The organism is Kribbella sp. NPDC051586 (assembly GCF_044453965.1).
GTDB lineage: Bacteria > Actinomycetota > Actinomycetes > Propionibacteriales > Kribbellaceae > Kribbella.
Genome location: NZ_JBITDF010000002.1, coordinates 481,312 through 497,981, shown reverse-complemented (window position 1 = coordinate 497,981; position 16,670 = coordinate 481,312). Strand labels below are relative to the sequence as shown.

Genomic DNA, 16,670 nt, shown 5'->3' with positions numbered 1-16,670 from the left:
CACAGAGTATTTCCAGAAGTTTTTCCGGACTTTTTTCAAAGAAGCTGTAACGACTACTGGGCCGGCCCCGATAGGACGAGTGAGCCTGGTGGCTGCCCGGACCCCCGAGCGGACAGCCACCAGGCCTACCCATTTCTCCATGGCTTGAGAGCGGTAATCTGAGGGCCATGTCCTCGCCAGAATCCACGTCCTCGTCGGGCCCGTCGACGGCACTGCCGTTCGGCCGTCTGACGACCGCGATGATCACGCCGTTCCGGCCCGACGGGTCCCTCGACCTCGGCGCCGCCCAGAAAGTCGCCAAGCACCTGGTGGACGGCGGCAACGACGCCCTGGTGCTGAACGGGACCACCGGCGAGGCGCCGACCACCTCCGACCAGGAGAAGGTCCAGCTGATCGAGGCGGTCCGCGAGGCTCTCGGCGACAGCGCCAAGATCGTCGCCGGTGTCGGCACCAACGACACCGCACACACGATCGAGTGCGCCAAGCGGGCCGAGGCCGCCGGCGCAGACGGCCTGCTCGTCGTCACGCCGTACTACAACAAGCCTCCGCAGGACGGACTGCGCGCGCACTTCACCGCGGTCGCCGACGCTACCGGCCTGCCGAACATGCTGTACGACATCCCCGGCCGGGCCGGGGTGGAGATCAAGAGCGAGACGCTGATCGCGCTCGCCGAGCACCCTCGGATCGTCGCGGTGAAGGACGCCAAGGGCGACATCGCCGGGACCACCAAGGTGCTCGCGAACACCGATCTGTTCTACTACTGCGGTGCCGACGAGCTGAATCTCGCTTCGCTGGCGATCGGCGAGGTAGGTATCGCGAGCGTGGTCGCCCACGTCGCGAGCCGGGAGTACCGGCAGCTGATCGACGCCGTGGTGGCCGGCGACCTCGCCACCGCACAGGAGATTGATCGACGGCTGGTGCCCGCCGTCGAGACGATCATGACCAAGACCCAGGGCGCCATCATGGTGAAGGCCGCGCTCAAGCTGGCCGGCGTCATCGAGCACGCGACACTCCGGTTGCCGCTGGTTGAGGCGACCGCCGAGCAAGTGGACTGGCTCACCACCGACCTCAAGACGGCAGGACTGATTGCATGAGCCATCCCCATCCAGATCTCGACGCGCCCGGACCTCTGACTCCGGGCGCTTTGCGGGTGATCCCGCTCGGCGGCCTCGGCGAGGTCGGCCGGAACATGACCGTGTTCGAGTACGACGGCAAGCTGCTGATCGTGGACTGCGGCGTCCTCTTCCCGGACGAGAACCAGCCCGGCGTGGACCTGATCCTGCCGGACTTCGAGCCGATCCGGGACCGGTTGAACGACGTCGTCGCGGTCGTTCTGACGCACGGCCACGAGGACCACATCGGCGGGTTGCCCTACCTGCTGCGTGAGCGGGGCGACATCCCGGTGGTGGGATCGCAGCTCACGCTCGCGCTGCTCGAGGGCAAGCTGAAGGAGCACCGGCACCGCAACGTGCCGCAGCAGATCGTGGCCGAGGGCGAGACCCTGCAGATCGGCCCGTTCATCTGCGAGTTCGTCGCGGTCAACCACTCGATCCCGGACGCGCTCGCGGTCGCGATCAAGACCCCGGCCGGCGTCGTGCTGCACACCGGCGACTTCAAGATGGACCAGTTGCCGCTGGACAACCGGATCACCGACCTGCGCGCGTTCGCGCGGCTCGGCGAGGAGGGCGTCGACCTGTTCATGGTCGACTCCACCAACTCCGAGGTGCCCGGATTCACCACGCACGAGCGCGACATCGCGCCGGTGCTCGACCGGGTCTTCACCAACGCGAAGAACCAGCGGATCATCGTCGCCTGCTTCGCCTCGCACGTGCACCGCGTGCAGCAGGTGATGGACGCGGCCGTGAAGCACAACCGCAAGGTCGCGTACGTCGGTCGCTCGATGGTCCGCAACATGGGCGTGGCCCGGGACCTCGGCTTCCTGACCGTGCCCGGCGACACGCTGATCGACATGCGTGAGCTGGACGACTACCCGCCGGAGCGGGTCGTGCTGGTGTCGACCGGTTCGCAGGGCGAGCCGATGTCGGCGCTGTCCCGGATCGCGGCCAACGACCACAACGTCGTACACCTCCAGCCGGGCGACACCGTCGTACTGGCGTCGTCGCTGATCCCCGGCAACGAGAACTCGGTGTACCGGGTGATCAACGGCCTGATCCGCCACGGTGCGAACGTGATCCACAAGGGCAACGCGCTCGTGCACGTGTCCGGTCACGCCAGCGCCGGCGAGCTGCTGTACTGCTACAACATCGTGAAGCCGCGCAACGTGATGCCGGTGCACGGCGAGGTGCGGCACCTGCACGCGAACGCCGACCTGGCGGTGCAGACCGGCGTACCGCGGGAGAACGTGGTCGTCGTCGAGGACGGTGTGGTGGTCGACCTGATCGACCGCAAGGCCGTGGTGGCGGGCAAGGTGGACTGCGGGTACGTGTTCGTCGACGGCTCGACCGTCGGCGACATCACCGAGACCTCGCTGAAGGACCGCCGGATCCTCGGTGACGAGGGGTTCATCTCGGTCATCGCCGTGATGGACTCGGTCACCGGCAAGCTGACCGCCGGTCCGGAGATCCAGGCACGCGGGTTCGCCGAGGACGACACTGTCTTCGACGACCTGAAGCCGAAGATCGAGGCCGAGATCGAGAAGGCGATCGGCGGCGGTGTCGACGACATGTACCAGCTGCAACAGGTGATCCGCCGGGTGGTCGGCAAATGGGTCAGTGACACCCACCGCCGCCGCCCGATGATCATTCCCGTCGTGGTCGAAAGCTGACTACTCGGTGTAGCCTCTGCGCGAGCATACGAAGGGTGGGCCGGCGATGAGCGTCAGCGGGGTGAACGGGACGGGGCAACGCCGGCCCACGATGAAGGAGGTCGCCGCCCGGGCGGGGGTCGCACTGAAGACCGTCTCCCGGGTGGTGAACGAAGAGCCGAACGTCAGCCCCGAGCTGACGGCGAAGGTCCAGGCCGCGATCAAGGACCTGAACTACACGCCGAACGAGAGCGCCCGGATGCTGCGCCGCGGCAAGACCGGGACGATCGCCGTGGTGATCCGCGACATCGGCGACCCGTTCTTCGCCTCGCTCGGCCGCGCGGTCGAGCTCTGGGCGCGGTCGTCCGGCTCCGTGGTGATGATCGGGCTGACCGACGAGGACCCGGAGCGGGAGAAGGACGTCTGCCTCGAGTTCGTCGCCCGCCGTCCGGACGCCCTCATCATGGCCCCGATCGGTGAGACGCAGGAGTACCTCGCGCCGCACGTCGACGCCGGGATGGCGGTCGTCACGATCGACCGCCCGGCCCACGGCATCGAGGCCGACGCCGTCCTCGCCGACAACGCCGGCGGTATCGACCAGGCGATCGACCACCTGGTCCGGCAGGGGCACCGCCGGATCGCGTACCTCGGCGACGACGAGCGGATCTTCACCGCCCGCGAGCGCGTGGTCGCCTACCGGGCAGCGATGGCCCGTCACCGCATCGACGTCGACGAGGACCTGGTCCACCTGTCCGAACCGACGACCGAGGGCATCGGCATCACGCTGTCCGCCGTCCTCGATCGCGCCGAGCCCGCGACCGCGTTGCTGTCGGCCAACAACATGACGACGGCCGAGGTACTGCGTGGTCTGGCCGGCCGCCGCGATCAGGTCGCGCTGGTGTCGTTCGACGACCTCGCGCTCGGCGATCTGCTCAGCCCGGGCCTGACCGCGGTCGCACAGTCGGCCGACGTGATGGCGCGGACCGCGATCCAGCTGATGACCGAGCGCCTCCCGGAGCCCCACCGCCCCGGCCGCACGGTCCGCGTCCCGGTGAAGCTGACGATCCGCGGCTCAGGCGAGATTCCGCCCGCTTGATCTGAGCTCGGCCGCCAGCGGGCAGTCGAACGGGTCGCGGGCGCGCAGGCCGACGTTGTTGAGGTAGTCGACGACGATCCGGTACGACGCGAACAGGCCGACTTCGGCGTACGTGATGCCGTGGAGTTCGCAGTACTCGCGGACGATCGGCTGGACGCGCCGCAGCGTCGGCCGGGGAATGCTCGGGAACAGGTGGTGCTCGATCTGGTAGTTGAGCCCGCCCATCGCGAAGTCGGTGAGGATGCCGCCGCGGACGTTGCGGGACATCAGCACCTGCCGGCGGAGGAAGTCGATCTTGCTTCCGGCCGGGACGATCGGCATGCCCTTGTGGTTCGGGGCGAACGCGGCGCCGAGGCAGACCCCGAACACCGCGAGCTGCAGGCCCAGGAACGCGGTCGCCTTCCCGGGCGGCAGCAGGACGTAGAGCGCAGCGACGTACGCCGTGATGCGCGAGGCGACCACCGCGGCGTCGACGCGGTCGGCGCGGGTCGCATCGCGGCGAAGCAGGTGCTTGAGGCTGGACGCGTGCAGACCGACGCCCTCGAGGGTGAGGAGCGGGAAGAAGAGCCAGCCTTGCCGCGCGGCGAACCACCGGCCCAACGGCCCGCGGTCGACGACCGCCTGCGGCGTGAACGCGAGCACCTTGAGCTGCACATCGGGATCACGGTCCGCCTGGTTCGGCGCGGCGTGGTGCTTGTTGTGCTTGCTGCGCCACCAACTGGCACTCATGCCGAGGATGCAGCCGGCCAGGATGCGCGCCGTCCAGTCGTTGCGCGCGTTCGAGTGGAAGATTTGCCGGTGGGCGCTGTCGTGGCTGAGGAAGGCCACCTGCACCAGCACGAGCGCCAGCGCACCCGCGAGCCAGAGTTGATGCCATGAGTTGCCGAGCAGAATCATGCCGGCGACGACGCCGAGCAGGGCGCCGCCGACGATGCCGATCCGGGTCAGGTAGTAGCCCTGCCGTCGCCGGAACAGGCCAAGCTCGCGCACGGTCCGGAGCAGGTCCGTGTACATGCTGACGTACTGCTGTTGCGCGCTCACGACGGCCAGGGTGAGGTCAGGGCATGACGCCGGGCGAGCGGCCAGATGGCCCGGCGAGGTCTGCTTGGCAAAGTGCTACCCCCGGTACGTGGCGACGAGTGGGCACTGGAACGGATCGCGCGCGCGCAGGCCGACGTTGTTCAGGTAGTCGACGACGATCCGGTACGACGCGAACAGGCTCACCTCGGTGTACTTCACCCCGTGCAGTTCGCAGTACTCGCGGACGATCGGCTGGACCCGCCGCAGCGTCGGACGCGGCATGCTCGGGAAGAGGTGGTGCTCGATCTGGTAGTTGAGTCCACCCATCGCGAAGTCGGTGAAGACCCCGCCGCGGATGTTGCGCGACATCAGCACCTGGCGGCGGAGGAAGTCCAGCCGCATCGACGCCGGGACGAGCGGCATGCCCTTGTGGTTCGGCGCGAACGAGCCGCCGAGGCAGACACCGAAGACGGCCAGCTGCAACCCGAGGAACGCCCCGGCCTTGCCGAGCGGCAGGAGCAGGAACAGGACGGTCAGGTACCCGGCGACCCGGGTGACCACGATCGCGGCCTCGATCCGCTCCATCTTGGTCGCCGTCCGGCGGAACAGGTGCTGGATGCTCGCGACGTACAGACTCAGGCCCTCGAGCGTCAGCAGCGGGAAGAACAGCCAGCCCTGGCGGCGGGTCAGCCAGGCCTGGAAGCCGGTCCGCCGGGCGACGTGCTCCGGGGTGAAGGCGACGACGCCGATGTCGATGTCCGGGTCCCGCTTCAGCTGGTTCGGTCCGGAATGGTGCCGGTTGTGCTTCGACCGCCACCAGCTCGCACTGATGCCGACCACTCCGCCGGCCAGCAGGCGCGCGGTCCAGTCGTTCCACTTGGCGGAGTCGAAGATCTGCCGGTGCGCGCTGTCGTGGCTCAGGAACGCGACCTGGGTCAGCACGAGCGCCAGCGCGCCGGCCATCAGGAGCTGGAACCACGAGTTGCCGAGCAGGCCGACGCCGACCCACACCGCCACGAAGGCGGCGAGGACCAGGCCGATGCGGGTGAGGTAGTACTTCCGCCGGCGCTTGAGCAGACCTAGCTCTCGAACTGTCCGCAGCAGATCGGTGTAGAGGTGCGTGTACTTGTGTTGCGCCCGTAATGGGTCATGGTCTTCGGCAAGCAGCTGTGACATGAGAAACCCCGGTTCCGGTTGTGCATCGGTCGATGCGCTACCAGGTCCAGGGGCAGCGTCACGAGAAAGTCACGAGTGGTGCGTGGGCTTAACGGAACCACGTCGGATAGCCGCACACAAGCTGGCGTCGTGGCGCCGGGTGATTTGACGCCCAGTTCGCCCGGCTTTCACCTGGGCGTCATCAGCGGGGCGCACCTTCGGGTCATGAAACTGAGTCGCCGCCAGCTCCTGGCCGCATCGACCGTCGCCGGTGCGTCCCTCGCCGTACCGGGCATGTCCGGTGCATCCGCCGTACCGAACCTCGTCCGTCGCGACCGGCCCACGCTGCCGTCGGGGATCGCGAGTGCCGACGTGACGCCGTCCTCGGCCGTCGTCTGGTCGCGCACCGACCGGCCCGGCCGGCTCGTCGTGCAGCTGACCAGCCACGGCCGCTTCGACAGGGCGATCCACCTGCGCGGCCCGAAGACCTCGGCCGACGACGACTTCACCGCGCGCCTGCCGCTGCGCGGTCTGCGGCCGGGGCAGCGGTACGACTACCGGCTCGGCTTCGAGGACGCAGCAGGCCGGATCGGTCAGACGCTCGACGGCTCGTTCACCACGCCGGGGCGCAACCGGCCGGTCTCGTTCGTGTTCACCGGCGACACCGCCGGTCAGGGGTACGGCATCAACCCGGAGCTCGGCGGGATGATCGCGTACAAGGCGATGCACGACACCCGGCCGGACTTCTTCCTGCACTCCGGCGACAACATCTACGCCGACGGTCCGCTCGCCGCCGAGCTGAAGGTTGCCGACGGCACCGTTTGGAAGAACGTGGTGACCGAGGAGGTGTCGAAGGTCGCCGAGACCCTGGCCGAGTACCGCGGCCGGTACAAGTACAACCTGCTCGACGGCAACGTCCGCTCGCTGTACGCCGACGTACCGCTGGTCGCGCAGTGGGACGACCACGAGACGCTGAACAACTGGTACCCGGGCGAGATCCTCACCGACGACCGGTACACCGAGAAGCGGGTCGACGTACTCGCGTCGCGGGCGAAGAAGGCGTTCCTCGAGTACCTGCCGATGGAGCACGTGTCCGGGCGTGACCGGATCTACCGCAAGGTGAGCTACGGCCCGCTGCTCGACGTCTTCTGCCTGGACATGCGCACGTACCGCGGGGCGAACCCCGTGCCGTCGACGGTCGGTCCGGTCGCGATGCTCGGCGCCGAGCAGGCCGCCTGGCTGGTGCGTGAGGTCGCGGCGTCGCGGGCGACGTGGAAGGTGATCGCCAGCGACATGCCGCTCGGCCTACTCGTGCCGGACGGCGACCTGATCGAGGCGGTCGCGAACGGTCTGCCGGGCGCTCCCGGCGGCCGCGAGCACGAGATCGCCTGGGTGCTGAGCCAGTTCAAGAAGCAGAAGGTCCGGAACGCGATCTGGCTGACCGCCGATGTGCACTACGCCGCGGCGCACCACTACGACCCGTCCCGGGCGGCGTTCACCGACTTCGATCCGTTCTGGGAGATCGTCGCCGGACCGATCAACGCGGGCGCCTTCGGCCCGAACGCTCTCGACCCGACCTTCGGCCCGGAGGCGGTGTTCGTGAAGGCGGCGGACTTCCCGAGCCAGTCGCCGGCCAGCGGGAACCAGTTCTTCGGCCACACCCGGATCGATCCGCGCACCGGCGTGTTCACGGTCTCGCTGCGCAACCTGTTCGGCGAGGTGTTGTGGACCAAGGACCTCACCCCGGCCCGCCACTGAGCGAGGCCCGTCGTACTTGCCCGGCTCCGGTGCCTGTGCGGGATGCCGCCCACCGGAGTGGGTGAGTACGACGCCGGCATCGGGTTAGGTTTGGCCACATGACCGCATATCCCGAGAGCCGCCGCGACGACGTGGTCGAGACCCTGCACGGGCGGGAGATCGCTGACCCGTACCGCTGGCTGGAAGATCCTGACTCGCCTGACACGCAGGACTGGGTCCAGAGGCAGAACGAGTTCACCCAGGCCGAGCTCTCCGGCTATCCGGAGCGCGAGTGGTTCAAGACCACGATGGCCGCGATCCTCGCGCGTCCACGCGCCGGCGTACCCGCGAAGAAGGCAGGCTGGTACTTCGTCGGCCGCAACGACGGCACGCAGGCCCAGGACGTCATCTACGTCGCCGAGTCGCTCGACGAACTGCTCGCCGGCGGCCGTGTCCTCATCGACCCGAACACTCTCTCCGAGGACGGCACCGACTCGCTCGGCACGTTCACCGTCAGCCCGGACGGCAAGTACTTCGCCTACGGCATCAACGAGTCCGGCAGCGACTGGACGACGTTCCGGCTGCTCGACATCGCCACCGGTACGCAGGTCGACGATGTGGTGTCCGAAGCGAAGTTCTGCGAGGCAGTCTGGTTGCCGGACAGCTCGGCGTACCTCTATCTGCACTACCCGTCGAGTGGGCGAAGCGAGGGGACCGAGACCAAGTCGCTGACCGGTGGGCGGCTGACGCTGCACAAGGTGGGCACACCGCAGTCCGAGGACGAGTTGGTGCTGAGCTTCCCCGGTGAGGACCAGATCTTCATCTCACCGGAGGTCTCCGAGGACGACCGGTACCTCGTCGTCCACATCACCGAGGGGACAGATCCCGCGACCCGCCTCTGGGTCTACCCGATCACGTCGGACGGCCTGGGCGAGCCGGCGAAGGTGGTGGACACGTTTGCCGACGAGATTGCCTTCGTACGCATGTCCGGCGACCAGCTCGTACTGCGCACCGACCGCGACGCCTCTCGTGGGCGTGTAGTCCTCTCCGCTCTGGACGGTGAGTTCACCGACCTCATTCCGGAGGGCGAGGCAACGCTGCAGGCAGTCCGCGGTACGGCGAACGGTCTGGCCACGCTGACGCTTGTCGACGCGCAGCCAGTGCTGACGCTGTACGGGTTGGATGGCTCTGGTCAGCGCGTGGTCGACGTACCTGGCGGGGGAGTGGTCGACCTGCACGCCGGTCCGGAGTACGACGAGCTGTTCATCGGCCTGTCGACGACAACGGACCCCACGCTTTCGTACGTCGTCTTGACCGGATCAGGCGGCGTACGTGCACTGCCGGAGCTGGTCCGCGGCGCCGGTGGCTTCACACCGCCACAGGTCACCGTGACGCGCCGGATCGCACCCGGTCGCGACGTGCCGTACTTCCTGATCACCCGAGCCGACCTCGACTTCTCCGCACCGCGTCCGACGCTGATGTATGGGTACGGCGGCTTCCGCATCCCGGTCCAGGCGGACTACCGACCCGGCTGGCCGGCGTGGCTCGCGGCCGGCGGAGTGCTGGCCATCGCCAACCTGCGTGGCGGTGGCGAGTACGGCACCGAGTGGCACGACGCGGGACGGCTGAAGAACAAGCAGAACGTGTTCGACGACTTCATCGCGGTCGGTGAGCACCTACGCGACACCGGCGTCACCACACCGGAGCAGCTGGCCATCCATGGTCGCAGCAACGGCGGACTGCTCGTCGGAGCGGTGATGACCCAGCGGCCGGACCTGTTCGCGGTCGCACTGCCCGGTGTCGGGGTGCTGGACATGCTGCGGTTCCACAAGTTCACCGTGGGTGCGGCGTGGGCGTCCGACTTCGGTCTGCCCGACGATCCGGAGCAGTTCGAGGACCTGTTGGCTTACTCGCCGTTGCATCGCGTCAGCGACGGCACGTCATACCCGGCGACGCTCGTGGTCACCGGCGACCACGATGACCGGGTGGTTCCGTTGCACAGCCACAAGTTCATGGCGACGCTGCAGCATGCCCAGGCCGGTCCGCAGCCCGTCTTGACTCGGGTGGAGGTCAACACCGGCCATGGCTTCGGCAAACCTGCCGCGATGGTCGCGGCCGAATGGGCGGACCTACTGGCGTTCGCTGCTCACCATGTAGGTCTCGTACCTCCTGAGCAGTAGGAGGCTGCTGGACTACCAGATCCGGGGAGCTTGGAGGTCGCGGGGATCGTCGGACGGCTGACAGCCGTGCGCGGTCTCCGTGTACTCCGCCCGCGGACCACTGGTGGCCAGCGTGCGTACTGCGCTGACGAGCCGGTCCACGTGCTCGCGGGTGGTCCCGAGGCCGAGGCTCGCGCGGACCGCCGTACCGTGCTCGGGGGAGTCGGCGAGGAGGTGGCCGACGAGCGGGTGGGCGCAGAACTTGCCGTCCCGTACGCCGACGCCGTACTCCGCGCTCAGCGCCGCCGAGACGAGCGTCGAGGTCAGACCGGCGACGGTGAAGCAGACGGTGCCGACACGGTCCGCGTCCTCGGCGAAGATCGAGTACGTCGTGACTCCGTCGATCTGAGCGAGCCCCGTCCGGAGGCGGGTGAGCAGGCTGCGCTCGTGCTGCTCGATCGCGTCGCGGTGCTTGCTGATCGCGGCACAGGCGCTCGCCAGCGCGATGGCGCCGATGACGTTGGGGGAGCCGCCCTCGTGCCGCGCCGGGCCGGTCGCCCACACCACGGTGTCGTCGGTGACCGCGTGCGTCGCCCCGCCGCCGTACAGGTACGGGTCGGCGGCGTCGAGCCAGTCGGAGCGACCGATCAGCGCGCCGGCACCGTACGGCGCGTAGAGCTTGTGACCGGACAGCGCGACCCAGTCGACATCCAGGGTGGAGATGTCGACCGGACGGTGCGGCGCCAGCTGTGCCGCGTCGAGACAAACCCGTGCGCCGTGCGCCTTGGCCACCTTGGCGATCTCCGCGATCGGGAAGATCTCGCCGGTGACGTTGGACGCGCCGGTGATCACGACGAGCCGCGGGCCGTCAGGCGCTTCGCGGAGTGCGTCGGCGACCGCGGTCACGGCCTCGGTGGAGCTGGACGGCGCGGCCAGGCGAACGGTCCGCTCGGCCGGCCAGGGCAGGAGAGCGGCGTGGTGCTCGGACTCGAACACGATCACAGTCGCGTCCGCCGGCACCGCACGAGCCAGCAGGTTGAGCGCGTCGGTGGTCTGCCGGGTGAAGATCACCTGGTCGTCCTCGCGCGCTCCGACGAAGGCATGCACCTCTTGGCGAGCACGCTCGTACCACTGGGTGGTGATGCGTGAGGCGTACCCGTTGCCACGGTGCACCGACGCGTACGACGGCAGCGCCGCCTCCACGCTGGCCCGGACGGACTCCAGGCACGGCGCGCTCGCTCCGTGGTCGAAGTTCGCGTAGTCGGTGACCCGGCCGTCGGCCAGCGGGACCAGGAGGTCCGAACCGACCGTGGCGGGGATGCTGCCGGTACTCCGGTGCGCCACGGTGAGTCGCGGCGTCGTCGTACTGGCAGGCTCGAGGATGGAGAGGATCGACATGCTGCTGCTCCCGGGAAGTCCGCACTTGCCGAGCGGGGTATCCGCACGGCCTGGTCTTCACCCGGGGCACCCCACCGCGGAGGAGGGTTGCCGGCCAGCTAGCCGGGGCTTGTCGCTGACACTCATGACCTGCCGAACACGGTAACGAACGGGATACGGCGACCGCCAGTGGCTATCTCACATTCCGGGACTGGCGAACATATCTTGAGACGGCGCAGACTGTGCACATGATCGGACGACTGCACCACCTCGCGATCGACTGCCCGGAGCCGCTGGAACTGGCGCGGTTCTACTCGGCGCTGCTCGGCAAGCCCATCACCTACCAGAGCGAGGACTGGGTGGTTGTCGCCGACAACGACCACACTTCGGGTCTGGGCTTCCAGCGCGCCGTCGACCATCGGCGCCCGCAGTGGCCGGACCCGGAGCGACCGCAGCAGATGCATCTGGATGTCATGGTCGACGACGTCGAGGCGGCCGGACCGCAGGTGCTGGCACTCGGCGCCCGGCGACTCGCCGAGACGGTCTACGAGGATCCAGCTGGTCACCCGTTCTGTCTGATCCCGCGACCCGGCTGGGCTCCGCCGGTGAACGACTAACCAATTCGCTGTCGGCGCTGCTGCCGTGTTGGACTGGCGCCATGACGTTGGATGCCGCGGTGTGGAGAGCACCTGCTGTCGAGCGACCGGACGGTTCGCTGACCGCACCTGAACGCGAGCTGCTGCAGGGCTATCTGGATTCCTACCGCACCACGCTGCTGCTCAAATGCGCCGGGCTGACCGCAGAGCAGCTGGCCGAGCGGCCCTCGCCGCCGTCCAACCTCTCGCTGCTCGGACTGATCCGGCACCTCACCAAGGTCGAGCGGATCTGGTTCCGCATCCACTTCGCCGACGAGCCGGCGGATCCGCTGTTCGCGCCCGAGCTCGGCAAGGACGCGGACTTCGAGCTGATCGATCCGGCCGATGCGCAGGCGGCGTACGAGGGTCTGATCGAGGAGTGGAAGCTCTCCGACGAGGCTGCTGCGGACCATTCGCTGGATGACCGCTTCACCTTCGGCGGTACCGAGTCGACGCTCCGGATGATCTACATCCACCTGATCGGCGAGTACGGCCGCCACTGTGGTCACGCCGACCTTTTGCGGGAGCAACTCGACGGCACTACGGGCGCATAACACGACCTCCAGCACTTCTAGGCTGCCGCCGTGCCGTTCACCCTCGCCCACCCCGCGGCAGTCCTCCCGCTGGTCCGTCGGCCCTTCGTCACCTCGGCCCTGGTCGCCGGCGCGGTGGCGCCAGATCTGCTGTACGTCGGCCCGATCTACCGGTTCGCCACGCAGCACATCAACGGCAACTTCACCCTGACCCTCACCCACGAGTTCACGTCGGCGTTGTGGCTGGATCCGCTGATCGCGCTCGTGCTACTCGCGGTCTACAACCTGCTCTTGAGGCGACCCCTCGTCGCCCTCGCTCCACCGGCACTCGCCGCGCGGCTGCCGTCGTCGGTCCGCCCCAGCCTGTTGTGGACGTTGGTTTCGGCCGTGATCGGCGCGGTCACGCACGTCGTCTGGGATTCGTTCACCCACGGAGACGGGTACTTCGTCCGTCACTTCCCTGGCGTGTTCCGCGCCGCCGTGACGCCGGCCTGGGACGTCAACCGCATCCTCCAGTACGTCAGCACGATCGGCGGTTGCCTCGTCCTGGCGGTCTGGCTCTACCGCTGGTACCGGCGTACGACGCCTTCGGTCACTCCCGGTAACCTCGTCGCCCCTTGGGCAAGGTATGTCGTGGTCTTTGGCGCACTTGTGCTCGCCGCCACCGGGGCCGTCGCCGAACTCGGCCGTGCGGACGATGAATTGAGCGGTGAGACGGCCATCCGCCTGGTGTTGTCGGGCCTCGTCTCCGGCGGCCTCGCTGCGCTCGCCTGGTATGTCGTCGTCTGGCATCTGCTCCGCCTCCGGAGGCGTGTGGTCACGCTGTGACGCTATGGATGGGACAGCGTGATCGGCGTGTGACACGTGGGACTCAAGGGGTTATCGGGGTAGCCTGATCAATATGGCGACCCGCACGTCTTCCCCGGCGCGGGCGCAGAAGTCGGCAGCCAAACGGCCGAGCACGGCTCGTTCGGCTGCTGGTGGACGCTCCCGTTCGTCCGGCGCCCAGAAGCGAGGGCAAAGCACGAAGCGCGGAGGATCCTCCCCCGCGCGGACCAGCACGCCCAAGAACAGCGGACCGGGCCCGTTCGCGGCCGCCATGCTCGCTCTGTGCCGCGGGGTGGTGAAGGTCTGGATCGGCATCGCCCACCTGCTCGGCAGCATGGTGCGCGGCATCGGCCACAGCGCCCGCGACCTGGAGCCGGAGCACCGCCGTGACGGCGCCGGCCTGTTCCTGATCGGCCTCGCGGTCGTCGTGGCCGCGGCGATCTGGTGGGACCTGCCGGGCGCGGTCGGCAACGGCGTACGCACGGTCGTCGGCGGCAGCATCGGCATGCTCGGTTGGCCCCTGCCGCTGTTGCTGCTGCTCGTCGCTGTCCGCACGCTGCGTCACCCGGACCACAACGGCCCCGCCGGCCGTCAGGTGATCGGGTGGACGGCCGTCTGCCTCGGCGTACTCGGCCTGATCCACATCGCCAACGGTCTGCCCCGGCCGAGCAACCCGGCCGACGGGCCGCTGAGTGCTGCCGGCGGCGCGATCGGATACTTCATCTCGTCGTTCCTGTCGGACCTGCTCACGCAGTACGTCGCTGCGCCGCTGCTGGTCCTGCTCTCGATCTTCGGCGCCCTGGTGATCACGGGGACGCCTATCTACGCGATCCCCCTGCGGTTCCGCGCGGCATTCGACGTACTGATGGGCCGGACGGCGCTGCCCGAGGACGCTCCGTCCGTCATCGCAGCGCCGACCGACGACACGGTCCGGCTGACGCGCAAGCAGCGGCGGGCCAAGGCCGAGCTCGACGAGGACGGCGAGCCGACGGTCAAGCCGTACGACTCACCGGTGCTCGAGGGCCGCGAGATCTCCAAGCGAGGACGCAAGCCGAAGGCCCAGCCGGTGGAGGAAGACGCGTATGACGTCGACTCCGCTGAGGCCTCCGCTGAGCCGGCCTTCGAGGCGCCTGCCGCTTCGAGCAAGCCGTCGGCGCCGCCGCCCGAGCCGCCGCCGCACACGCCGCTGCCGCAGCGCGTCGAGCAGCTGAGGCTGTCGGGTGACATCACGTACACGCTGCCGGACGGGCAGATGCTCAAGCCCGGCTCGGTGCACAAGGCGCGGACCAAGGCGTCCGACCAGGTCGTCGACCGGCTGACTGAGGTGTTCGAGCAGTTCGGTATCGACGCGCAGGTCACCGGCTACACGCGCGGCCCGACCGTCACGCGGTACGAAGTCGAGCTCGGCTCGGCGGTCAAGGTCGAGAAGGTCACCGCCCTGTCGAAGAACATCGCCTACGCGGTGGCGTCGGCCGACGTGCGGATCCTGTCGCCGATCCCGGGCAAGTCCGCGATCGGCATCGAGATCCCGAACACCGACAAGGAGACCGTCAGCCTCGGCGACGTGGTCCGCAGCGCGACGGCCCGCAACGACCATCACCCGATGGTGGCCGGCCTGGGCAAGGACGTCGAAGGCGGCTTCGTCGTCGCGAACATGGCGAAGATGCCGCACCTGCTGGTCGCCGGCGCGACCGGCTCGGGTAAGTCGTCGTTCGTCAACTCGCTGATCACGTCGATCCTGATGCGCGCCACGCCCGACGAGGTGCGGATGATCCTGGTCGACCCCAAGCGGGTCGAGCTGAACAACTACGAGGGCATCCCGCACCTGATCACGCCGATCATCACCAACGCCAAGAAGGCGGCCGAGGCGCTGCAGTGGGTCGTCCGCGAGATGGACATGCGGTACGACGACCTGGCCGCTTTCGGGTTCCGGCACGTCGACGACTTCAACAAGGCGGTCCGCGGCGGCAAGGTGAAGCCCCTGCCGGGGTCCGAGCGTGTGCTCACGCCGTACCCGTACCTGCTGGTGATCGTCGATGAGCTGGCCGACCTGATGATGGTCGCCCCGCGCGACGTCGAGGACTCGATCGTCCGGATCACCCAGCTGGCGCGGGCCGCCGGCATCCACCTGGTGCTCGCCACCCAGCGGCCGTCGGTGGACGTCGTCACCGGCCTGATCAAGGCCAACGTGCCGTCGCGGCTGGCGTTCGCAACGTCCTCGCTGGCCGACAGCCGGGTCATCCTCGACCAGCCGGGCGCGGAGAAGCTGGTCGGTCAGGGCGACGGCCTGTTCCTGCCGATGGGTGCGAGCAAGCCGATGCGTATCCAGGGCTCCTGGGTCGACGAGGCCGAGATCCGCGGCGTGGTCGAGCACTGCAAGACGCAGCTCGAGCCGACGTACCGTGAGGACGTCACCGTCGCGGCCGGTCCGAGCAAGGATCTCGACGACGAGATCGGCGACGATCTCGACCTGGTGGTGCAGGCCGCCGAGCTGATCGTTTCCACCCAGTTCGGCTCGACGTCGATGTTGCAGCGTAAGCTCCGCGTCGGTTTCGCCAAGGCCGGCCGGCTGATGGACATCCTGGAGAGCCGCGGTGTCGTCGGTCCCAGTGAAGGTTCGAAGGCCAGGGACGTCCTGGTCAAGCCTGACGACCTAGAGGACTTCATCACCACCCTCCGAGGAGAGTGACATCGTGACCGCCGCGAGCGCACTGCCCAGGCAGGACCGTTTCGACGTCGACCCCGAGCCCGTGCCGTTCACCGTCCGGGGATCCCAGAAGGTGCACGGCGGCCTCGCCGTCGGCGCCGCCCTGGTCGCGATCGGGTTCGCCGCGTCCGCATCCACGAGTCCGACCGGCATCCTGCGCTGGCTCGCCGCGGCGGCCTTCGCCGGTCTCGCGTTCGTCTGTGCCCGCGCTCTGACGGTGGGGGAGATGCTGGTCGCCGACGACGTCGGCATCCGGCTGCGGATCGGCAACGAATGGATCGGCACCCGGTGGGAGGACATCGAAGAGGTGACGGTGCTGCAGCGCCGGCATCCGCTCGACGACGGGCGGATCGCCGTACATCTGCAGGATCCCGGGCCGATCCTCGGCGCGATGCCGAGTTCGACCCGCAAGACAACTGATGCCAACCGTCGACTGACGGGATCCTCACTCGCGATACCGTTCGGGTTGACGGCTCGGCCGTCGAACGGGGAAGTGGTGCAGGCGCTGCACATGCTGGCAGACGCCAGGTGTCCGGTCAGGGAACAACTCTGAGTCGAGCGTGACCCCGCAGTATCAAGGCCGTTGACTTGATGTCGGCGGTCCGCCCGGTGACGTCGGCAGTCCGCACAGGTGGTCGGACGAACGAGAGGATGGTGAG

13 protein-coding genes and 1 riboswitch are annotated in these 16,670 nt (G+C 68.5%); of the genes, 10 read left to right on the top strand and 3 right to left on the bottom strand.

Annotated elements, in window-relative coordinates:
* Nucleotides 1-167: 167 nt before the first annotated feature.
* From dapA to ACIA58_RS12780, 3 genes are read left to right on the top strand one after another with little or no spacing between them, the layout of a single operon-like run.
* Nucleotides 168-1,094 (top strand): 4-hydroxy-tetrahydrodipicolinate synthase, encoded by a 927-nt coding sequence (gene dapA / locus ACIA58_RS12790; protein WP_396403792.1) that lies wholly within the window; start codon nt 168-170, stop codon nt 1,092-1,094.
* On the top strand, nt 1,091-2,785 hold the full coding sequence (locus ACIA58_RS12785) for a ribonuclease J (protein ID WP_396403791.1): 1,695 nt from the start codon (nt 1,091-1,093) through the stop codon (nt 2,783-2,785). The genes dapA and ACIA58_RS12785 overlap by 4 nt, the downstream gene beginning before the upstream one ends.
* Before the next feature lie 46 nt (nt 2,786-2,831).
* On the top strand, nt 2,832-3,860 hold the full coding sequence (locus ACIA58_RS12780) for a LacI family DNA-binding transcriptional regulator (RefSeq protein ID WP_396403790.1): 1,029 nt from the start codon (nt 2,832-2,834) through the stop codon (nt 3,858-3,860).
* Here ACIA58_RS12780 and ACIA58_RS12775 read toward each other — a convergent pair.
* Nucleotides 3,837-4,901, bottom strand: a complete 1,065-nt coding sequence (locus ACIA58_RS12775; protein WP_396403789.1) for a fatty acid desaturase family protein — start codon at nt 4,899-4,901, stop codon at nt 3,837-3,839. The two genes, ACIA58_RS12780 and ACIA58_RS12775, sit on opposite strands and share 24 nt — an antisense overlap.
* Nucleotides 4,902-4,976: 75 nt before the next feature.
* Nucleotides 4,977-6,056, bottom strand: a complete 1,080-nt coding sequence (locus ACIA58_RS12770; RefSeq protein WP_396403788.1) for a fatty acid desaturase family protein — start codon at nt 6,054-6,056, stop codon at nt 4,977-4,979.
* 204 nt (nt 6,057-6,260) lie between these two features.
* Between ACIA58_RS12770 and ACIA58_RS12765 the strand changes: the two genes are divergently transcribed.
* A complete protein-coding gene (locus tag ACIA58_RS12765) occupies nt 6,261-7,793 on the top strand; it encodes an alkaline phosphatase D family protein (protein WP_396403787.1) in 1,533 nt (510 codons plus the stop codon).
* A gap of 98 nt (nt 7,794-7,891) precedes the next feature.
* Nucleotides 7,892-9,952, top strand: a complete 2,061-nt coding sequence (locus ACIA58_RS12760; protein ID WP_396403786.1) for a prolyl oligopeptidase family protein — start codon at nt 7,892-7,894, stop codon at nt 9,950-9,952.
* A 12-nt stretch (nt 9,953-9,964) separates the two neighbouring features.
* Here the strand turns inward: ACIA58_RS12760 and ACIA58_RS12755 are convergent, their stop codons facing one another.
* Nucleotides 9,965-11,329 (bottom strand): aminotransferase class V-fold PLP-dependent enzyme, encoded by a 1,365-nt coding sequence (locus ACIA58_RS12755; RefSeq protein WP_396403785.1) that lies wholly within the window; start codon nt 11,327-11,329, stop codon nt 9,965-9,967.
* Nucleotides 11,330-11,345: 16 nt separating this feature from the next.
* A riboswitch (SAM riboswitch) is annotated at nt 11,346-11,459 on the bottom strand.
* A gap of 97 nt (nt 11,460-11,556) precedes the next feature.
* On the opposite strand from ACIA58_RS12755, the gene ACIA58_RS12750 reads away from it, so the two are divergent.
* From ACIA58_RS12750 to ACIA58_RS12730, 5 genes are all read left to right on the top strand, one after another.
* On the top strand, nt 11,557-11,925 hold the full coding sequence (locus tag ACIA58_RS12750) for a VOC family protein (protein ID WP_396403784.1): 369 nt from the start codon (nt 11,557-11,559) through the stop codon (nt 11,923-11,925).
* 41 nt (nt 11,926-11,966) lie between these two features.
* Nucleotides 11,967-12,497 carry a DinB family protein gene (locus ACIA58_RS12745; protein ID WP_396403783.1) on the top strand — a complete coding sequence of 177 codons (531 nt, stop codon included), beginning with the start codon at nt 11,967-11,969 and terminating at the stop codon, nt 12,495-12,497.
* Nucleotides 12,498-12,527: 30 nt separating this feature from the next.
* The gene (locus ACIA58_RS12740) at nt 12,528-13,304 is read left to right on the top strand and encodes a DUF4184 family protein (RefSeq protein WP_396403782.1); all 777 of its coding nucleotides are present in this window, start codon (nt 12,528-12,530) and stop codon (nt 13,302-13,304) included.
* A gap of 73 nt (nt 13,305-13,377) precedes the next feature.
* Nucleotides 13,378-15,993 (top strand): DNA translocase FtsK 4TM domain-containing protein, encoded by a 2,616-nt coding sequence (locus tag ACIA58_RS12735; protein WP_396403781.1) that lies wholly within the window; start codon nt 13,378-13,380, stop codon nt 15,991-15,993.
* 4 nt (nt 15,994-15,997) lie between these two features.
* On the top strand, nt 15,998-16,564 hold the full coding sequence (locus ACIA58_RS12730; RefSeq protein ID WP_396403780.1) for a hypothetical protein: 567 nt from the start codon (nt 15,998-16,000) through the stop codon (nt 16,562-16,564).
* Nucleotides 16,565-16,670: the final 106 nt, after the last annotated feature.